Annotated in this window: 13 protein-coding genes; 3 read left to right on the top strand and 10 right to left on the bottom strand. The window is 70.3% G+C overall.

What is annotated here, in order from left to right; all coding sequences use genetic code 11:
- Positions 1-47: 47 nt before the first annotated feature.
- From ruvX to rpsD, 5 genes are all read right to left on the bottom strand, one after another.
- Positions 48-512 carry a Holliday junction resolvase RuvX gene (ruvX, locus tag ACH4S7_RS25690; protein ID WP_398523647.1) on the bottom strand — a complete coding sequence of 155 codons (465 nt, stop codon included), beginning with the start codon at positions 510-512 and terminating at the stop codon, positions 48-50.
- Positions 509-3,178, bottom strand: coding sequence for an alanine--tRNA ligase (gene alaS / locus ACH4S7_RS25695; RefSeq protein ID WP_398523648.1), 2,670 nt, complete (start codon positions 3,176-3,178; stop codon positions 509-511). The genes ruvX and alaS overlap by 4 nt, the downstream gene beginning before the upstream one ends.
- Positions 3,178-3,513 (bottom strand): hypothetical protein, encoded by a 336-nt coding sequence (locus tag ACH4S7_RS25700; protein WP_398523649.1) that lies wholly within the window; start codon positions 3,511-3,513, stop codon positions 3,178-3,180. The genes alaS and ACH4S7_RS25700 overlap by 1 nt, the downstream gene beginning before the upstream one ends.
- Before the next feature lie 5 nt (positions 3,514-3,518).
- Positions 3,519-3,959, bottom strand: a complete 441-nt coding sequence (locus ACH4S7_RS25705) for a DUF948 domain-containing protein (protein ID WP_398523650.1) — start codon at positions 3,957-3,959, stop codon at positions 3,519-3,521.
- Positions 3,960-4,185: 226 nt separating this feature from the next.
- On the bottom strand, positions 4,186-4,800 hold the full coding sequence (rpsD, locus tag ACH4S7_RS25710; protein WP_398523651.1) for a 30S ribosomal protein S4: 615 nt from the start codon (positions 4,798-4,800) through the stop codon (positions 4,186-4,188).
- A 188-nt stretch (positions 4,801-4,988) separates the two neighbouring features.
- Here rpsD and ACH4S7_RS25715 point away from each other — a divergent pair, with 188 nt between their 5' ends.
- Complete coding sequence (locus ACH4S7_RS25715) at positions 4,989-5,681, top strand: DUF2470 domain-containing protein (protein ID WP_398523921.1); 693 nt, start codon at positions 4,989-4,991, stop codon at positions 5,679-5,681.
- Positions 5,682-5,857: 176 nt separating this feature from the next.
- On the opposite strand, the gene ACH4S7_RS25720 is transcribed toward ACH4S7_RS25715, so the two are convergent.
- The 4 genes from ACH4S7_RS25720 to ACH4S7_RS25735 all read right to left on the bottom strand — a co-directional run bounded on the left by ACH4S7_RS25720 (position 5,858) and on the right by ACH4S7_RS25735 (position 10,613).
- Positions 5,858-7,204 (bottom strand): replication-associated recombination protein A, encoded by a 1,347-nt coding sequence (locus ACH4S7_RS25720; protein ID WP_398523652.1) that lies wholly within the window; start codon positions 7,202-7,204, stop codon positions 5,858-5,860.
- 73 nt (positions 7,205-7,277) lie between these two features.
- Positions 7,278-7,913: a vitamin K epoxide reductase family protein gene (locus ACH4S7_RS25725; protein ID WP_398523653.1), complete on the bottom strand. Its 636-nt coding sequence runs from the start codon at positions 7,911-7,913 to the stop codon at positions 7,278-7,280.
- Between the two features lie 717 nt (positions 7,914-8,630).
- Positions 8,631-9,893: a histidine--tRNA ligase gene (gene hisS / locus ACH4S7_RS25730; protein ID WP_398523654.1), complete on the bottom strand. Its 1,263-nt coding sequence runs from the start codon at positions 9,891-9,893 to the stop codon at positions 8,631-8,633.
- A gap of 12 nt (positions 9,894-9,905) precedes the next feature.
- Positions 9,906-10,613: an MBL fold metallo-hydrolase gene (locus tag ACH4S7_RS25735; protein WP_398523655.1), complete on the bottom strand. Its 708-nt coding sequence runs from the start codon at positions 10,611-10,613 to the stop codon at positions 9,906-9,908.
- A 149-nt stretch (positions 10,614-10,762) separates the two neighbouring features.
- On the opposite strand from ACH4S7_RS25735, the gene ACH4S7_RS25740 reads away from it, so the two are divergent.
- Both ACH4S7_RS25740 and ACH4S7_RS25745 read left to right on the top strand, forming a co-directional pair.
- The gene (locus tag ACH4S7_RS25740; protein WP_398523656.1) at positions 10,763-11,557 is read left to right on the top strand and encodes a peptidylprolyl isomerase; all 795 of its coding nucleotides are present in this window, start codon (positions 10,763-10,765) and stop codon (positions 11,555-11,557) included.
- A gap of 164 nt (positions 11,558-11,721) precedes the next feature.
- Positions 11,722-12,951, top strand: coding sequence for a DUF349 domain-containing protein (locus ACH4S7_RS25745; RefSeq protein ID WP_398523657.1), 1,230 nt, complete (start codon positions 11,722-11,724; stop codon positions 12,949-12,951).
- Positions 12,952-13,100: 149 nt separating this feature from the next.
- Here the strand turns inward: ACH4S7_RS25745 and ACH4S7_RS25750 are convergent, their stop codons facing one another.
- Entirely contained in the window at positions 13,101-15,620 is a 2,520-nt protein-coding gene (locus ACH4S7_RS25750; protein ID WP_398523658.1) for a RelA/SpoT family protein, read from the bottom strand.
- Positions 15,621-15,676 lie beyond the last annotated feature (56 nt).

Genomic DNA, 15,676 nt, shown 5'->3' on the forward strand with positions numbered 1-15,676 from the left:
GGCTGTTCGAACACCGCCGCTTGGCGCGGAACGTTACCGTATCGCGATCAGACAACCACTTCGACGGACTCGCCGGGGGCCACCCCTGACGCCCGTTCGGACTCCAGAGCGTTCTGAAGGATCACCACAGCGGCAGCCTGGTCGATGACAGAGCGGCCCTTTCTGGACTTCACACCCGAGGCCCGGAGGCCCTGGGCGGCCGTCACTGTGGTCATCCTCTCGTCCAGCAGCCGGACCGAGACCGGGGCGATGCCGCGCGCCAGCTCCTGGGCGAACGCCCGGACCTTGGTCGCGGCCGGGCCCTCCCCACCACTGAGCGAACGCGGCAGGCCGACGACGACCTCCAGCGGCTCGTACTCCTCGACCAGTTGGCGCAGTCGCCGGTGGGCGGCCGGGACATCGCGTCCCGGCACGGTCTCCACCGGGGTGGCGAGGACCCCGTCGGGGTCGCACGAGGCGACCCCGATCCGGGCGTCCCCGACATCGATCGCGAGACGTCGGCCGCGCCTCACGAGGTCTCGGCCACCAGACGCTCGACGGCGGCCACCGCGTCGTCCAGGGCGGCCGGGTTCTGGCCGCCGCCCTGGGCGACGTCCGGCTTGCCGCCACCGCCGCCGCCGAGGGTCTTGGCGGCGGCCCGGACCAGGTCACCGGCCTTGAGCCCGCGCTCGCGGGCGGCCTCGTTGGTGGCGATGACGGTCAGCGGACGGCCGTTGGCGACGGTGAAGAGCGCCACCACGGCCGGACGGCCGCCCTGGACGCGGCCACGGACGTCGAGGACGAGCTTGCGCAGGTCGTCGGCCGAGGTGCCGTCGGGCACCTGCCCGGTCACCAGCGCCACACCGTGGACGTCCTTGGCCCCCTGGGCGAGCCCGGCGGCGGCCTGGAGGACCTTCTCCGCGCGGAACCGCTCGATCTCCTTCTCGGCGTCCTTCAGCTTGGCGAGCATCCCGGAGATCTTCTCCGGCAGCTCCTCCGAGCGGCCCTTGACCAGCTCCTGGAGCTGGGCGACGACCGTGTGCTCCTTGGCGAGGAAGTTGTACGCGTCCACCCCGACGAGGGCTTCGATACGGCGCACGCCGGAGCCGATCGACGACTCGCCGAGCAGCTTCACCAGCCCGAGCTGGGCGGTGTTGTGGACGTGCGTGCCGCCACACAGCTCCTTGGAGAAGTCGCCGATGGTGACCACGCGCACCCGCTCGCCGTACTTCTCGCCGAACTCGGCGATGGCGCCCTGCTTCTTGGCGTCGTCGATGCTCATGACCTCGGCCTGGACGTCCAGCTCCCGGGAGAGGACCTCATTGATCCGCTGCTCGACATCGGTGAGGACCGTGCCGGGTACGGCGGCGGGCGAACCGAAGTCGAAGCGGAACCGGCCCGGCGAGTTCTCCGAACCGGCCTGGGCGGCCGTCGGGCCGAGCGCGTCGCGCAGGGCCTGGTGGGTGAGGTGGGTGGCGCTGTGGGCACGGGCGATGGCACGCCGGCGCCCGGTGTCGATGGCGGCGTAGGCGGGGGCGCCCACGGTGACCTCGCCGACCTGGACCGATCCCTTGTGCACCGAGACACCGGGGACCGGCTGCTGGACGTCGCGGATCTGGATGACGGCGCCGGAGTCGAGCTTGATACGTCCCTGGTCGGCGAGCTGGCCGCCGCCCTCGGCGTAGAACGGGGTGCGGTCGAGGACGACCTCGACCTCATCGCCCTCGGTGGCGGCGGGCGAGGGCACACCGTCCACGAGCAGGCCGACGATGGTCGACTCGCCCTCGGTGGCGGTGTAGCCGGTGAACTCGGTGGAGCCGGAGGTGTCGGCGACCGCGCGGTAGGCGGAGAGGTCGGCGTGACCGGTCTTCTTGGCCCTGGCGTCGGCCTTGGCCTTCTCCCGCTGCTCCTTCATGAGCCGGCGGAAGCCGTCCTCGTCCACCGAGAGGCCCTGTTCGGCCGCCATCTCCAGGGTGAGGTCGATCGGGAAGCCCCAGGTGTCGTGGAGCAGGAACGCCTTGTCGCCGGCGAGGACCTGGGCACCGCTGCCCTTGGCCTCGGTGATGGCGGTGTCGAGGATGTTGGTGCCGGCCTTCAGGGTCTTGAGGAAGGCGGCCTCCTCGGCGAGGGCGACGGTCTCGATCCGCTGACGGTCGGTGAGCAGCTCGGGGTACTGCTCGCCCATGGTGGTGATGACGGTGTCGGCCAGCTCGGCGACGACCGGTCCGGTGGCGCCCATGAGGCGCATATTGCGGATGGCGCGGCGCATGATGCGGCGCAGCACATAGCCGCGGCCCTCGTTGCCGGGGGTGACGCCGTCGCCGATGAGCATGACGGACGTGCGGATGTGGTCGGCCACCACGCGCAGCGAGACGTCCGAACCGTGCTCGGCGCCGTACCGCACGCCGGTCAGCTCGGTGGCCTTCTCCATGACGACGCGCAGGGTGTCGGTCTCGTACATGTTCTGTACGTCCTGCAGGATCATCGCGAGGCGTTCGAGGCCGAGGCCGGTGTCGATGTTCTTCGACGGCAGCTCGCCGAGGATCGGGAAGTCCTCCTTGCCCTCGCCCGGACCGCGCTCGTACTGCATGAAGACCAGGTTCCAGATCTCCACGTAGCGCTCGTCGTTGACGGCGGGGCCGCCCTCCTCGCCGAAGGCGGGGCCACGGTCGTAGTTGATCTCGGAGCAGGGGCCGCAGGGGCCGGGGACGCCCATGGACCAGAAGTTGGGGCCCATGCCGAGGCGCTGAATGCGCTCGGCGGGCACGCCGATGACCTCGCGCCAGATCCGCTCGGCCTCGTCGTCCTCCTGGTAGACCGTGATCCACAGGCGCTCCGGGTCGAGGCCGTAGCCACCGCTCGCGACGGAGCTGGTGAGCAGCTCCCAGGCGAGCTTGATGGCGCCTTCCTTGAAGTAGTCACCGAAGGAGAAGTTGCCGCACATCTGGAAGAACGTGCCGTGCCGGGTGGTCTTGCCGACCTCTTCGATGTCCGGGGTGCGGACGCACTTCTGCACGCTCGTGACGCGCGGGGCCGGCGGCTTGACCTCGCCGAGGAAGTACGGCTTGAAGGGGACCATGCCCGCGGGGACCAGCAGCAGAGTCGGGTCGTCCGCGATGAGCGACGCCGAAGGGACGACGGTGTGACCGCGCTCCTCGAAGAAGCTCAGCCAGCGGCGGCGGATTTCAGCCGACTCCATTAGTGGTCCTCATTCCGGTTGTACGAGTTGTAGGAGTACGTGTCGTGTGTGTGGTCGGGGTGCCCGATCGCGCGGGGCGGGCGCTGTGCGGGCAGCTCGGGACCGGCCGGGGCGCGCGTGCCCAGCACTTCACCCAACTGTTCCTCGCGCTGGATCATTCCGGCCCGGACGTCGAGCGCGAAGTCCTTGAGCCGGTGGCCCGCGTCGACGGCCTTGTTCGCGGCCTGCGCCGCGAGGCTCTCGGGTGTGAGCTGCTTGAGCTTGCTGTTGACCTTGGTGGTGGCCCAGACGCCGGCTGCGGCGCCCGCGGTGAACCAGAACGTGCGGCGGAACATATGCGTCAGCCCTTCCTGCCCCAGCGGGTGCGCCGACCGGCGGGCGGCACGGAGCGGCCGGCGACGACCGTCGCGCGGGACCGCTTCCGGGGGGCTTCGTCGGTGGTGCGGCTCATCGCCTGGCGTACGCCGTACCCGAAGGCGGCGACCTTCACCAGGGGGCCGCCGAAAGTGGAGGCGACGGTCGTGGAGAGTGCGGAGGCGTTGGAGGTGACCTCCTGGACGTCCGTGGCGATGGCGTCGACCCGGTCGAGCTGGGTCTGTGCGGAGCGGACCGTCGCGGAGGCGTCCGCCAGCAGGGGCACCGCCTGCTCGGTCACGTCCGCCACCAGCCGGGTGGTCGCCTTGAGCGTCTGGGCCAGCCTCACCAACACCACGGCGAGGAACGAGACCAGGATCGCCCAGAAGACGGCCACCAGGATCCCGGCAACCTCTCCACCGGTCACACCGCACCGCTCTCTGTTCGTCCGTACGTCCATCCGGTCTTCGATCGTGTCGCCGAAGACCGGTGAAAACCTCTGGAAACCCTATCGCGCCCGGGGTCTCGCCCCGTACCCGATTACGCCCCCCGTACGGCCCTCCCGACGGCCCCGGAAACGCGGGAGCCCGCCGTCTCCACCGCCGCGAACGGTGGGGAGACGACGGGCTGAAGCGCGGGGTACCGCGCCCGGATCAGCGGGCGTAGTACTCGACGACGAGCTGCTCGTCGCAGATCACGGGGACTTCCTTGCGCTGCGGGTCACGGTCCAGGCGGAACGCCAGGGCCTTCAGGTTGACCTGCAGGTAGCGCGGGGTCTCACCGTCGGGGGCGAAGCCACCCTCACGCGAGACCTGGAACAGGGTCTTCTCGCGGGAGCGCTCGCGGACCATCACGACGTCGTCGGGACGGACACGGAAGGACGGCTTGTCGACCTTGCCGCCGTTGACCTCGATGTGGCCGTGGACGACCATCTGGCGGGCCTGGTAGATCGTGCGGGCGATGCCCGAACGCAGAACCAGGGCGTCGAGACGACGCTCCAGCTCGATGACCAGCGCCTCGCCGGTCTTGCCCTCGGCCTTGCGGGCGCGGTCGTAGGCACGCGCCATCTGGCGCTCGCTGATGTCGTACTGGGCGCGCAGGCGCTGCTTCTCCAGCAGACGGACCTTGTAGTCCGAGTTCTGCTTGCGCCCACGGCCGTGCTCGCCCGGCGGGTAGGGGCGGGCCTCGAAGTACTTGACGGCCTTCGGCGTCAGCGCAATGCCGAGCGCACGAGACTTCTTGACCTTGGGACGCGACTGGTTAGGCACGTTCTCCAGACCTCCGTTGTAGGTTAGGTTAGGCTCACCTTACTCAAGGAGATCGCATGTCTCGCCCTGGGAACACCAAGCGCATCACGGACAGCACAAAAGACGCCGACGCCTCAACGGGCGACGAGGTGACGGAGGTCCGATCAGCTCATGGTCAGCCGCGTCCCAGCGGGCTTGAAATCACTCGGATGCCGTCAGCAGCCGAGCGCACACGAACTCTCGTACAGAGTACATGCTCCGCCGTGCTGCTCATCCCCGGTATGGACGGCCCCCGCCCGGAGACGCCCGCGCCGCAGCCGCGGGTCGTGGGCGTCGACGGCGAGGTGTTCCTGATCCACCCGGTGGATTCACCGGCCGTGCGCGCCGCCACCCACGCCCAGGACGACGAGCTCTCCGCCGTGCTGGAGATCACGGATGTCGCGCCGGTCTCCGTGCCGCACCGCATCCGTGGCCGGGCCTGGGTCTCCGGCTGGCTCACCTGCGTCCCCGGGCTCGCCGAGGCCGGTTCCATGATGCTCCGCCTGGAGGTCGGCGAACTGTACGTGGACGATCTGTGGGGAGCGACCGCGGTCGAACCCGACGACTTCGCCCGCGCGGCGGCCGACCCGCTGGTGGCCCATGAGGCGGAGCTGCTCCAGCATCTGCACTCCGCGCACGGTGAGCAGCTCCAGGAGCTGTGCGGACTCCTCGGTGACCGGGTGGAGGGGACGGGCGCCGGGCGGCAGCGGGCCGTGCCCCTGGCGCTGGACCGGTTCGGGCTGCGGGTGCGGTTCGTCGGTCGGAACTGCTTCGACGCCCGCTTCGACTTCCCTGAACCGGTGCGGGACGTCACCGAACTGCGGCGGGCCATGCACACGCTCTTCGAGGCCGCCGCGCACTGACGCCCCGTACCGCCCCCGTACGCGAGAACCGGGGCGCCCGCGCCCGGGGTCTCTCCTTGTGGCCCTCGCCCGGGTGACGCATGCGCGCTCGCGCGTCCACGCCCGCGCGTTCGGAGCCGCTCGGCGCGCACCCGTACGTACCAACGGCTCGCGCGCGCCCGTATACGCCGGCCGGCTCACTCGGAGCGCAGCCGCTCCCGCACCTTCTCCACCACGTCCGCGTACCGCGCCTCCGCTCCATAGCGCGTCGGCTCGTAGTACCGCTTGCCGTGGATCGCGTCCGGCGCGTACTGCTGGGCCGCGATGGCGCCGGGGACGTCGTGGGGATACACATACCCCTGGGCATGGCCGAGCTTCGCCGCGCCCTTGTAGTGGCCGTCCCGCAGATGCGTGGGGACCGGGCCCGCCAGCCCCGCCCGCACATCGGCGAGCGCCGCGCCGATCGCCGTGGTGGCGGTGTTGGACTTCGGGGCGAGCGCCAGCGCGATGGTGGCGTGGCTGAGGGTGAGCGCGGCCTCCGGGAATCCGATCAGGGCCACCGCCTGTGCCGCGGCGACGGCGATGGGGAGCGCGGTCGGGTCGGCGAGGCCGATGTCCTCACTCGCCGAGATCATCAGCCGGCGCGCGATGAACCGTGGGTCCTCCCCCGCCTCGACCATCCGGGCCAGATAGTGCAGCGCCGCGTCCACGTCGGAGCCACGGATGGACTTGATCAGGGCGCTCGCCACGTCATAGTGCTGGTCGCCGTCCCGGTCGTAGGTCACCGCGGCGCGGTCGACCGTCTCCTCCAGGGTCCGGAGGGAGATCTCCGCCTCGCCCTGCTCCAGGGCGGCGCCGGCCGCGGCCTCCAGCGCGGTCAGCGCCCGGCGCGCGTCACCGCCCGCGATCCGCAGCAGATGCGCCTCGGCGTCCCCGGCGAGGGTGAGGGCACCGCCCAGACCGCGCTCGTCGGTCAGCGCCCGGCTCAGCAGGCCGGTCAGATCGTCGGCGGTCAGCGGCTCCAGCGTCAGCAGCAGGGAGCGGGAGAGCAGCGGGGAGATCACCGAGAAGTACGGATTCTCGGTGGTGGCGGCGATCAGGGTCACCCAGCGGTTCTCCACGGCGGGGAGCAGGGAGTCCTGCTGGGCCTTGGAGAAGCGGTGGATCTCGTCCAGGAAGAGGACGGTCTCCTTGCCATAACCCCCGACCGCGCGACGGGCGCCGTCGATGACCGCGCGGACCTCCTTGACGCCGGCGGTGATCGCGGACAGCTCCACGAAGCGCTTGTTGGTCGCCTGGGAGACCACATGGGCGAGGGTGGTCTTGCCGGTCCCCGGCGGGCCCCAGAGTATGACGGAGGACGCGCCCGCGGGGCCACCGCCACCGCCCACGAGCCGCCGCAGGGGTGAGCCGGGTTTGAGCAGATGCCGCTGCCCGACGACTTCCTCAAGGGTGCGGGGGCGCATCCGGGCAGCCAGGGGGCTGCTGGACGGATCCTTCTCCTGGCGGTCTTCGGCTGCGGCGGTAAAGAGGTCGGGCTCCACGCTGGAAGCCTATGTCAGCCCACTGACAACGCCCCCGGACAGGGGCCGGAGCGGCCGGGGGGGGGACCCTCGGTCAGCTAGTCCAGAAGTCCCACCAGCGGGTCAGGATGAGCATCCCGATGATGCCGATCCAGAGCACCGGCGGCATCCAGTGGAACTCCAGCAGCGCGCTGCGCAGCCCCTCGGGCACCTTGATCGTCCGGTGCCGGACGTTGTGCGTGGTGACGTAGCAGAACATCACGATCGTGGCGGCCCAGGCGAGGGAGCACCACAGACAGAGGGAGTTGATGTTGTACAGCGACTGGTACATCAGCCAGGTGCAGAAGACGACGCCGAAGGCACAGCCCGCGTTCAGGCCGAGCCAGTACCAGCGCTTGAAGCGGGCGCCCGAGAGCAGGGCGACGCCGATCGCGATCACCATGGAGTAGGTCACCAGGCCCAGCATCGGGTTCGGGAAGCCGAACACCGCCGCCTGGTCGCTCTTCATGATGTTGCCGCAGGAGACGACCGGGTTGAGGCTGCACCCGGGGGTGAAGGACGGGTCCTCCAGCAGTTTGAACTTGTCGATCGTGATGACCCAGGAGGCCAGCAGGCCGGCCGCGCCCGTGATCACCAGAAGCCAGGAGAAGGCACGGCCGGCGCCGATCCCGCCGGTCGGGCCGGCCGTCCGCTCACCGGATGACACGTCGTCCACCGCTGCTGTCGTCATGTCGCCGCTTCCTCGCTCGGGGTGTGCTCGGGCACGTCATTCTGCCGCACCGGGAACGACGTCCACCGTTCGATGGACATAAGGATGTACGCATGGTCGTTCCCCGGACACGCTCCGCGACCACGCTGACCGTGAGGGCAGAAGTGACAGAACTCGCGGTGAAGGTATCCGGACTTCGGAGGCGCCACGGCGATGTCCAGGCCGTCGACGACCTGGACCTGGGCATCAGCGGGGGCTGGTCTCGGGGGTCTTCGGGATCCTCGGCCCGGACGGAGCGGGCCGGAGCACCGCGGTGGAGATCTTCCAGTGCCATCGCGAACGGGACGCGGGCGGGGTGTTCGTCCTCGGCGCCGATCCCGCCACCGGGAGCCGGCTCCCCGACGGTCCCGAATCGACTCCGTCCGGCAGGATGAATCGGCGCCTGCCGAGTTGACGGCGCGGGAGACGGGCACCCGTTTCGCCGAGTACCGCCCCCACCCCGGGCCCCCGAAGAGGTCATCTCGCCGGCCGGTCTCATGGAGAAGGCGGACAGCCGGGTCGAGCAACCCTCCGGAGGGCGGCGACGGCACCTCGATGGGGCGCTCGGCGGGTCAGGAGGTCGCCGAGGGCGACCCGTCCGATCCGCGGGAGAGGTACGGCACCGGGTCCCCGGGCCCCTACAGGCAGAGTGGCCCGGGGTGCGCGCACCCCGGGCCACTCTCCTGTCACACCGGCACCTCAGCCCAGCCGGGCGCGCAGCTCCGCTTCGACCTCGGCCAGCTTCACCGCCGTCTGCTCACCCGACGCCATGTCCTTGAGCTGGACGACGCCCTCGGCGAGATCCCGCTCACCCGCCACGATCGTGAAGCGGGCGCCGGAGCGGTTGGCCGCCTTCATCGCGCCCTTCAGCCCCCGGCCGCCGTACGAGAAGTCCGCCGCGACGCCCGCCCTGCGGAGCCGGGTGACGACGCCGAACAGCACCTTGCGGGCCTCCTCGCCCAGCGGGACCGCGAACACGCTGGTGGTGGCCGGGAGGTCCAGCACGATCCCCTCCGCCTCCAGCGCCAGCACCGTACGGTCGACACCCAGCGCCCAGCCCACCGAAGGCAGCGCGGGGCCACCGATCATCTCGGAGAGACCGTCGTAGCGACCGCCGCCGCCCACGGCGGACTGCGAGCCCAGACCGTCGTGGACGAACTCGAAGGTCGTCCTGGTGTAGTAGTCGAGACCGCGCACCAGCCGCTCGTCGTCCTCGAAGGGGACGCCCTCCTCGATCAGCAGCTCGCGCACCTCGCGGTGGTACGCGCGGCAGGCGTCGCAGAGGTAGTCACGCAGCAGCGGCGCCCCCACCAACTGCTTCTGGACGTCGGCGCGCTTGTCGTCGAGGACCCGCAGGGGGTTGATCTCGATCCGGCGCCGGGTCTCGTCGTCCAGGTCGAGTCCGCGCAGGAAGCCCTGGAGCGCCTCGCGGTAGACCGGTCGGCACTCCTTGTCACCGAGCGAGTTGAGCAGGACGCGGAAGTTCCGCAGACCGAGGGCCCGGTACGCCTGGTCGGCCAGGATGATCAGCTCGGCGTCCAGCGCCGGGTCCTCCGCGCCGATCGCCTCGGCACCGACCTGGGAGAAGTGGCGGTAGCGGCCCTTCTGCGGGCGCTCGTAGCGGTAGTACGAGCCCGAGTACCAGAGCTTGACGGGCAGCGCGCCCTGCTTGTGGAGGTTGGCCTCCAGGGCGGCGCGCAGCACGGACGCGGTGCCCTCGGGGCGCAGCGCGAGCCGGTCGCCGCCCTTGGTCTCGAAGGCGTACATCTCCTTGCTCACGATGTCGGTGGACTCACCGACACCGCGCGCGAAGAGTTCGACGTTCTCGAAACCGGGCGTCTCGACGTAGCCGTAACCGGAGTTCCGCAGCGGCGCGGCGATGGCCTCGCGCACCGCGAGGAAGGTCGCGGAGTTCGGCGGGATCAGGTCGTACGTGCCCTTGGGGGCCTGAAAAGTGCTCACAGAACTCTCTTGTCACATTCCTCGTCGGGGAGCTTCGGCGCTCCCGAGGCCGGCGGCCACATCCCGCAGATAGGGATTGGTGGCGCGCTCACGGCCGATGGTCGTCTGGGGACCGTGCCCCGACAGCACTACGGTCGAGTCGTCGAGCGGCAGGCACACACGGGCCAGCGATTCGAGCATCTCGGCGTGGTCGCCGCCGGGCAGGTCGGTGCGTCCGATGGAGCCGGCGAAGAGCAGGTCACCCGAGAAGAAGACCGACGGAACGTCGTCCGCCGCGGGCATCCTGAACGCCACCGACCCCTTGGTATGGCCGGGCGCGTGCGACACGGTCAGCTCCAGACCGGCCAGGCTCAACTGGGCCCCATCCGTCAGTTGCCGCAGGTCGGACGGCTCTCCTACGGTCAGCTCACCCATCAACTGGGCGCCGATGGAGCGCCCGAGTGCCGCCTCCGGATCGCTCATCATGTACCGGTCGGCGGGATGGATCCACGCGGGCACGTCATGGGCGCCGCAGACCGGGACGACCGAGGCGACATGATCGATGTGGCCGTGGGTGAGCACGACGGCGACGGGCTTCAACCGGTGCTTGGCGACCGCATCGGCGACGCCGTCGGCGGCCTGGTGGCCCGGGTCGATGATCACGCACTCTTCGCCCGCGGCGGGGGCGACCAGGTAACAGTTGGTCCCCCAGGCCCCGGCGGGGAACCCGGCAATAAGCACGATCGTCCTCAATGTGGTCGCGGAGAGGAATTCTTGCTGTGTCGAATTGCAGCAGTTCAGAGCCTACCGGCGCTGCTCCTCACACAGCCAACCCGTATACGGTACGGGCACACGCGGCATGACGTAGAAGAGAAGAGGGAGAAGACCCGGTGGTCACCAGCGATCAGCGGCGGCGGCAGCTCGCCAGGGAAAAGTTCGAGCGCCAGCAGCAGCGCAGGACGCAGTCCCGCAAGAAGAAGCAGCGGAACACGATCATCGCGGCCACGCTCGCCGTGGTACTCGCCGCGGGCGCGGCGGCGTACGCCTCCATCGGGCTGTCCGACGGGGACGGCGACAAGGAGAGCCCGGCCGCGAGCGGCAAGGGGACCGAGGCGGCGAGCCCGAAGCCGTCCGAGGCCAAGAGTCCCGAGCCTGCCTTGTCGATCGACAAGAAGGCCAAGTACGCGATGACGCTCACCACGAACCAGGGCGCCATCAAGATCGGGATGGACGCGGCGAAGACGCCCCGTACCGTGAACTCGTTCAAGGCCCTCGCGGACAAGGGCTACTTCGACGGTACGAAGTGTCACCGGATGACCACACAGGGCATCTATGTGCTCCAGTGCGGCGATCCGAAGGGCGACGGGACCGGCGGCCCCGGCTACACGATCCCGGACGAGAACCTCACCGGACTGGGCAAGGCCGCCGCCGACGGCACCGTCACCTATCCGCCGGGGACGGTGGCGATGGCCAATACCGGCCAGCCGGGCACGGGTGGCAGCCAGTTCTTCCTGGTCTACAAGGACACCAAACTCCCGCCCACCTACACGCCGTTCGGCACGATGGACGCCGCGGGCCTGAAGGTGGTGGAGAAGGTGGCCAAGGCCGGAGTCACTGGAGGCGGCGGCGACGGCGCCCCGAAGTCCCCGGTCACCGTGACCAAGGCGGCCGTCACCAAGGGATGACCGCCGACGCGCGGCCGGGGGAATTTCGGCCGCGCGGAGTGCGGACAGGCGGGCGGCCGGTCGCCTAGATTGGCGTTGTGCAGGGCGGGCGCGGCCCGCCCCCAGGAACTGTGGACGATGCCCGGGGGGCGAACCCTTCGCGGGTATCAGGTGGAGGAGGCGCTGTGAGCAGCGACCCGTGGGGCCGTGTCGACGAGACGGGCACCGTGTACGTGCGTACAGCCGATGGCGAGCAGGTCGTCGGATCGTGGCAGGCCGGGACTCCCGAGGAGGCACTGGCCTATTTCGAGCGCAAGTACGAGGGCTTGGTGGTCGAGATCGGCCTCCTCGAACGGCGAGTGAAGACCACCGATCTGTCGGCCAAGGACGCCCAGGCCGCCATCGACCATCTGCGTCAGCAGGTGGTCGAGCATCACGCCGTGGGCGATCTGGACGCGCTGGGCAAGCGGCTGGACGCCCTCGTGGAGGCCGTCGACAAGCGCCGCGAGGAGCGCAAGGTCCAGCGGGCGAAGCAGCACGACGAGTCCCGGGTGGCCAAGGAGAAGCTGGTCACCGAGGCCGAGGAGCTGGCCCGCAGTGAGCAGTGGCGGTCGGCCGGTGAGCGGCTGCGGGCCCTGGTGGACACCTGGAAGGGGCTCCCCCGGCTCGACCGGAAGTCCGACGACGAGCTGTGGCACCGCTTCTCGCACGCCCGCTCGGCGTTCTCCAAGCGCCGCAAGGCGCACTTCGCCTCGCTGGACGCGCAGCGCGAGGAGGCCCGCAAGGCCAAGGAGAAGTTGGTCACCGAGGCCGAGTCGCTGGCCGGCTCCACCGACTGGGGCACCACGGCCGCCCGCTACCGCGATCTGATGGCGGAGTGGAAGGCCGCGGGCCGCGCCCAGCGCGAGGCCGAGGACGATCTGTGGAACCGGTTCCGGGGTGCGCAGGACGTCTTCTTCGCGGCGCGCAGCGGGGTCTTCGCCGAGCGGGACGCCGAGCAGGCGGAGAACCTCAAGCTCAAGGAGGAGCTCGCGGCCGAGGCCGAGAAGCTGGTGCCGGTGACGGATCTGAAGGCCGCGCGGGCCGCCTTCCGGGCCCTCAACGAACGCTGGGAAGCGATCGGCCATGTGCCCCGGGACGCCCGTCCCCGGGTGGAGGGCCGGATGCACACCGTGGAGCGCGCCCTCCAGGAGTCCGAGGACAACGAATGGCGCCGGACCAACCCTGAGGCGCGGGCGCGTGCCGCGGGTCTGACGGGGCAGCTCCAGGCGGCCGTGGACAAGCTGCGCGGTCAGATCGACACCGCGCGGGCGACCGGCAACAACGCCCGGGCGGACAAGCTCGCCAAGGAGTTGGAGGGGCGGCAGGCGCTGCTCGACCAGGCACTGAAGGGCCTGGAGGAGTTCGGCGGCTGACACCCGGACCGGCGCCCGGCGCATCCGGGGGTCGTACGTACGCAGAAGGGCCTCCCGCACATCGTGTGCGGGAGGCCCTTCTGCGTGGCCGGGGTCGTGCGGTCGTCGGCGCGGGAGCCGGGGCTGTGTGGCGCGCTCCGGGCCCCGGACTACGGTCGGCGGGCCGAGGTGACCCGGTACACGTCGTAGACGCCCTCCACGCCGCGTACCGCCTTCAGGACGTGTCCGAGGTGCTTGGGGTCGCCCATCTCGAAGGTGAACCGGGAGGTGGCCACCCGGTCGCGGGAGGTCTGGACGGCCGCGGAGAGGATGTTGACGTGCTGGTCGGAGAGGACCCGGGTGACGTCCGACAGCAGCCGGGACCGGTCCAGCGCCTCGACCTGGATGGCGACCAGGAAGACCGACGACTGGGTGGGTGCCCATTCGACGTCGAGGATGCGCTCGGGCTGCTGTGACAGCGAGTCGACGTTGACGCAGTCGGCGCGGTGCACCGACACTCCGCTGCCCCGGGTGACGAAGCCGATGATCGGGTCGCCCGGCACCGGGGTGCAGCAGCGGGCGAGCTTGACCCAGACGTCCTCGACGCCCTTGACGACGACGCCGGGATCGGCGTTGGCGCGGCGCTTGGAGCGGCTGCGCGAGGGTGGGGTCGACTCCGCGATGTCCTCGTTGGCGGCCTCCTCACCGCCGAGCGCCTGCACCAGCTTCTGGACGACGCCCTGCGCGGCGACATGGCCCTCGCCGATCGCCGCGTACAGCGATGAGATGTCGGGGTAGCGCATCTCGTGCGCGAGGGTGACCAGCGAGTCACCGGTGAGGATGCGCTGGATCGGCAGATTCTGCTTGCGCATGGCCCGGACGATGGCGTCCTTGCCCTGCTCGATCGCCTCGTCGCGGCGCTCCTTGGAGAACCAGGCGCGGATCTTGTTGCGGGCCCGGGGCGATTTGACGAATCCGAGCCAGTCCCGGGAGGGTCCGGCGCCTTCGGCCTTGGAGGTGAAGACCTCGACGAGATCGCCGTTGTCGAGCGTGGACTCCAGAGGGACGAGCCGTCCGTTGACCCGGGCGCCTATGGTGCGGTGGCCGACCTCCGTATGGACGGCGTACGCGAAGTCGACGGGGGTCGCCCCCGCCGGGAGCGCTATGACGTCGCCCTTGGGCGTGAAGACGAAGACCTCGTTGCGGGAGAGGTCGAAGCGCAGCGACTCCAGGAACTCCGAGGGGTCCTCGGTCTCCTTCTGCCAGTCCAGCAGTTGGCGCAACCACGCCATGTCGTTGATGTGGTCGTCCTTGCCGGCCTTCTTCGGTACGTCGGTGCGCACCTTGGAGGCGCCGGCGACGGCCTCCTGCTTGTACTTCCAGTGCGCGGCGATGCCGTACTCGGCGCGGCGGTGCATGTCGAAGGTGCGGATCTGGAGTTCGACGGGCTTGCCGTTGGGGCCGATGACCGTCGTGTGCAGCGACTGGTACATGTTGAACTTCGGCATCGCGATGTAGTCCTTGAACCGGCCGGGGACCGGGTTCCATCGCGCGTGGACGGTGCCGAGCGCCGCGTAACAGTCGCGGACCGTGTCCACGAGGACGCGGATGCCGACCAGGTCGTAGATCTCCGCGAAGTCACGACCGCGGACGATCATCTTCTGGTAGACGCTGTAGTAGTGCTTGGGGCGCCCGGTGACGGTGGCCTTGATCCGGGCGGAGCGCAGATCGGACTGGACCTCGTCGGTCACTATGGCGAGGTACTCGTCCCGCTTGGGCGCCCGCTCGGCGACGAGCCGCACGATCTCGTCGTACATCTTGGGGTAGAGGATCGCGAAGGCGAGGTCCTCCAGCTCCCACTTGATGGTGTTCATGCCCAGCCGGTGGGCGAGCGGGGCGTAGATCTCCAGCGTCTCGCGGGCCTTCTTCTCCTGCTTCTCCCGCTTGAGATAGCGCATGGTGCGCATGTTGTGCAGTCGGTCGGCGAGCTTGATCACCAGGACCCGGGGGTCCTTGGCCATCGCGACGACCATCTTGCGCACGGTCTCGGCCTGCGCGGCCTCGCCGAACTTGACCTTGTCCAGCTTGGTGACGCCGTCCACGAGCAGGGCGACCTGGTCGCCGAAGTCGCGGCGGAGGGTGTCCAGGCCGTACTCGGTGTCCTCCACGGTGTCGTGGAGCAGCCCGGCCATCAGGGTGGCCGGGTCCATGCCCAACTCGGCGAGGATGGTGGTGACGGCCAGCGGGTGGGTGATGTACGGGTCGCCGCTCTTGCGCTTCTGGCCCCGGTGCCAGCGCTCGGCGACCTGGTAGGAGCGCTCGATCTGGCGGAGTGTGGCGGTCTCGATCTTGGGATCGTTGCCGCGCACTATGCGCAGCAGGGGTTCCAGGACCGGGTTGTACGGGGACGAGCGCTGCACGCCCAAGCGGGCGAGACGGGCCCGCACCCGGTTCGACGAGGCGGCGCCGCGGGCGGCGGCCGAGGGGGCGGACGTCGTCCGCGGCTTGTACGCCGATGCCGGGGTGGCGGGCTTCAGGGCCGATGCCGGGAGCGCGCCCTTCGCCCGCTCGGGCTGGGCCGGCGCGGGCCGCTCGGCCGGCGTCTTCTCGGGCGTCACAGCGCCCGCCGCGGCCTTGTCGGCCTGCTGGGCGGGGTGCGCGGCGGTGGCGGGACGGGCCTCGTCTGGCAAGAGCGCTCCTCGTGCGGTTCCGGGTCCCCCGGGACAGGTCCGGAGAGGCCATCGTA

It is taken from the genome of Streptomyces sp. NPDC020965 (assembly GCF_044333555.1).
Classification (GTDB): domain Bacteria; phylum Actinomycetota; class Actinomycetes; order Streptomycetales; family Streptomycetaceae; genus Streptomyces.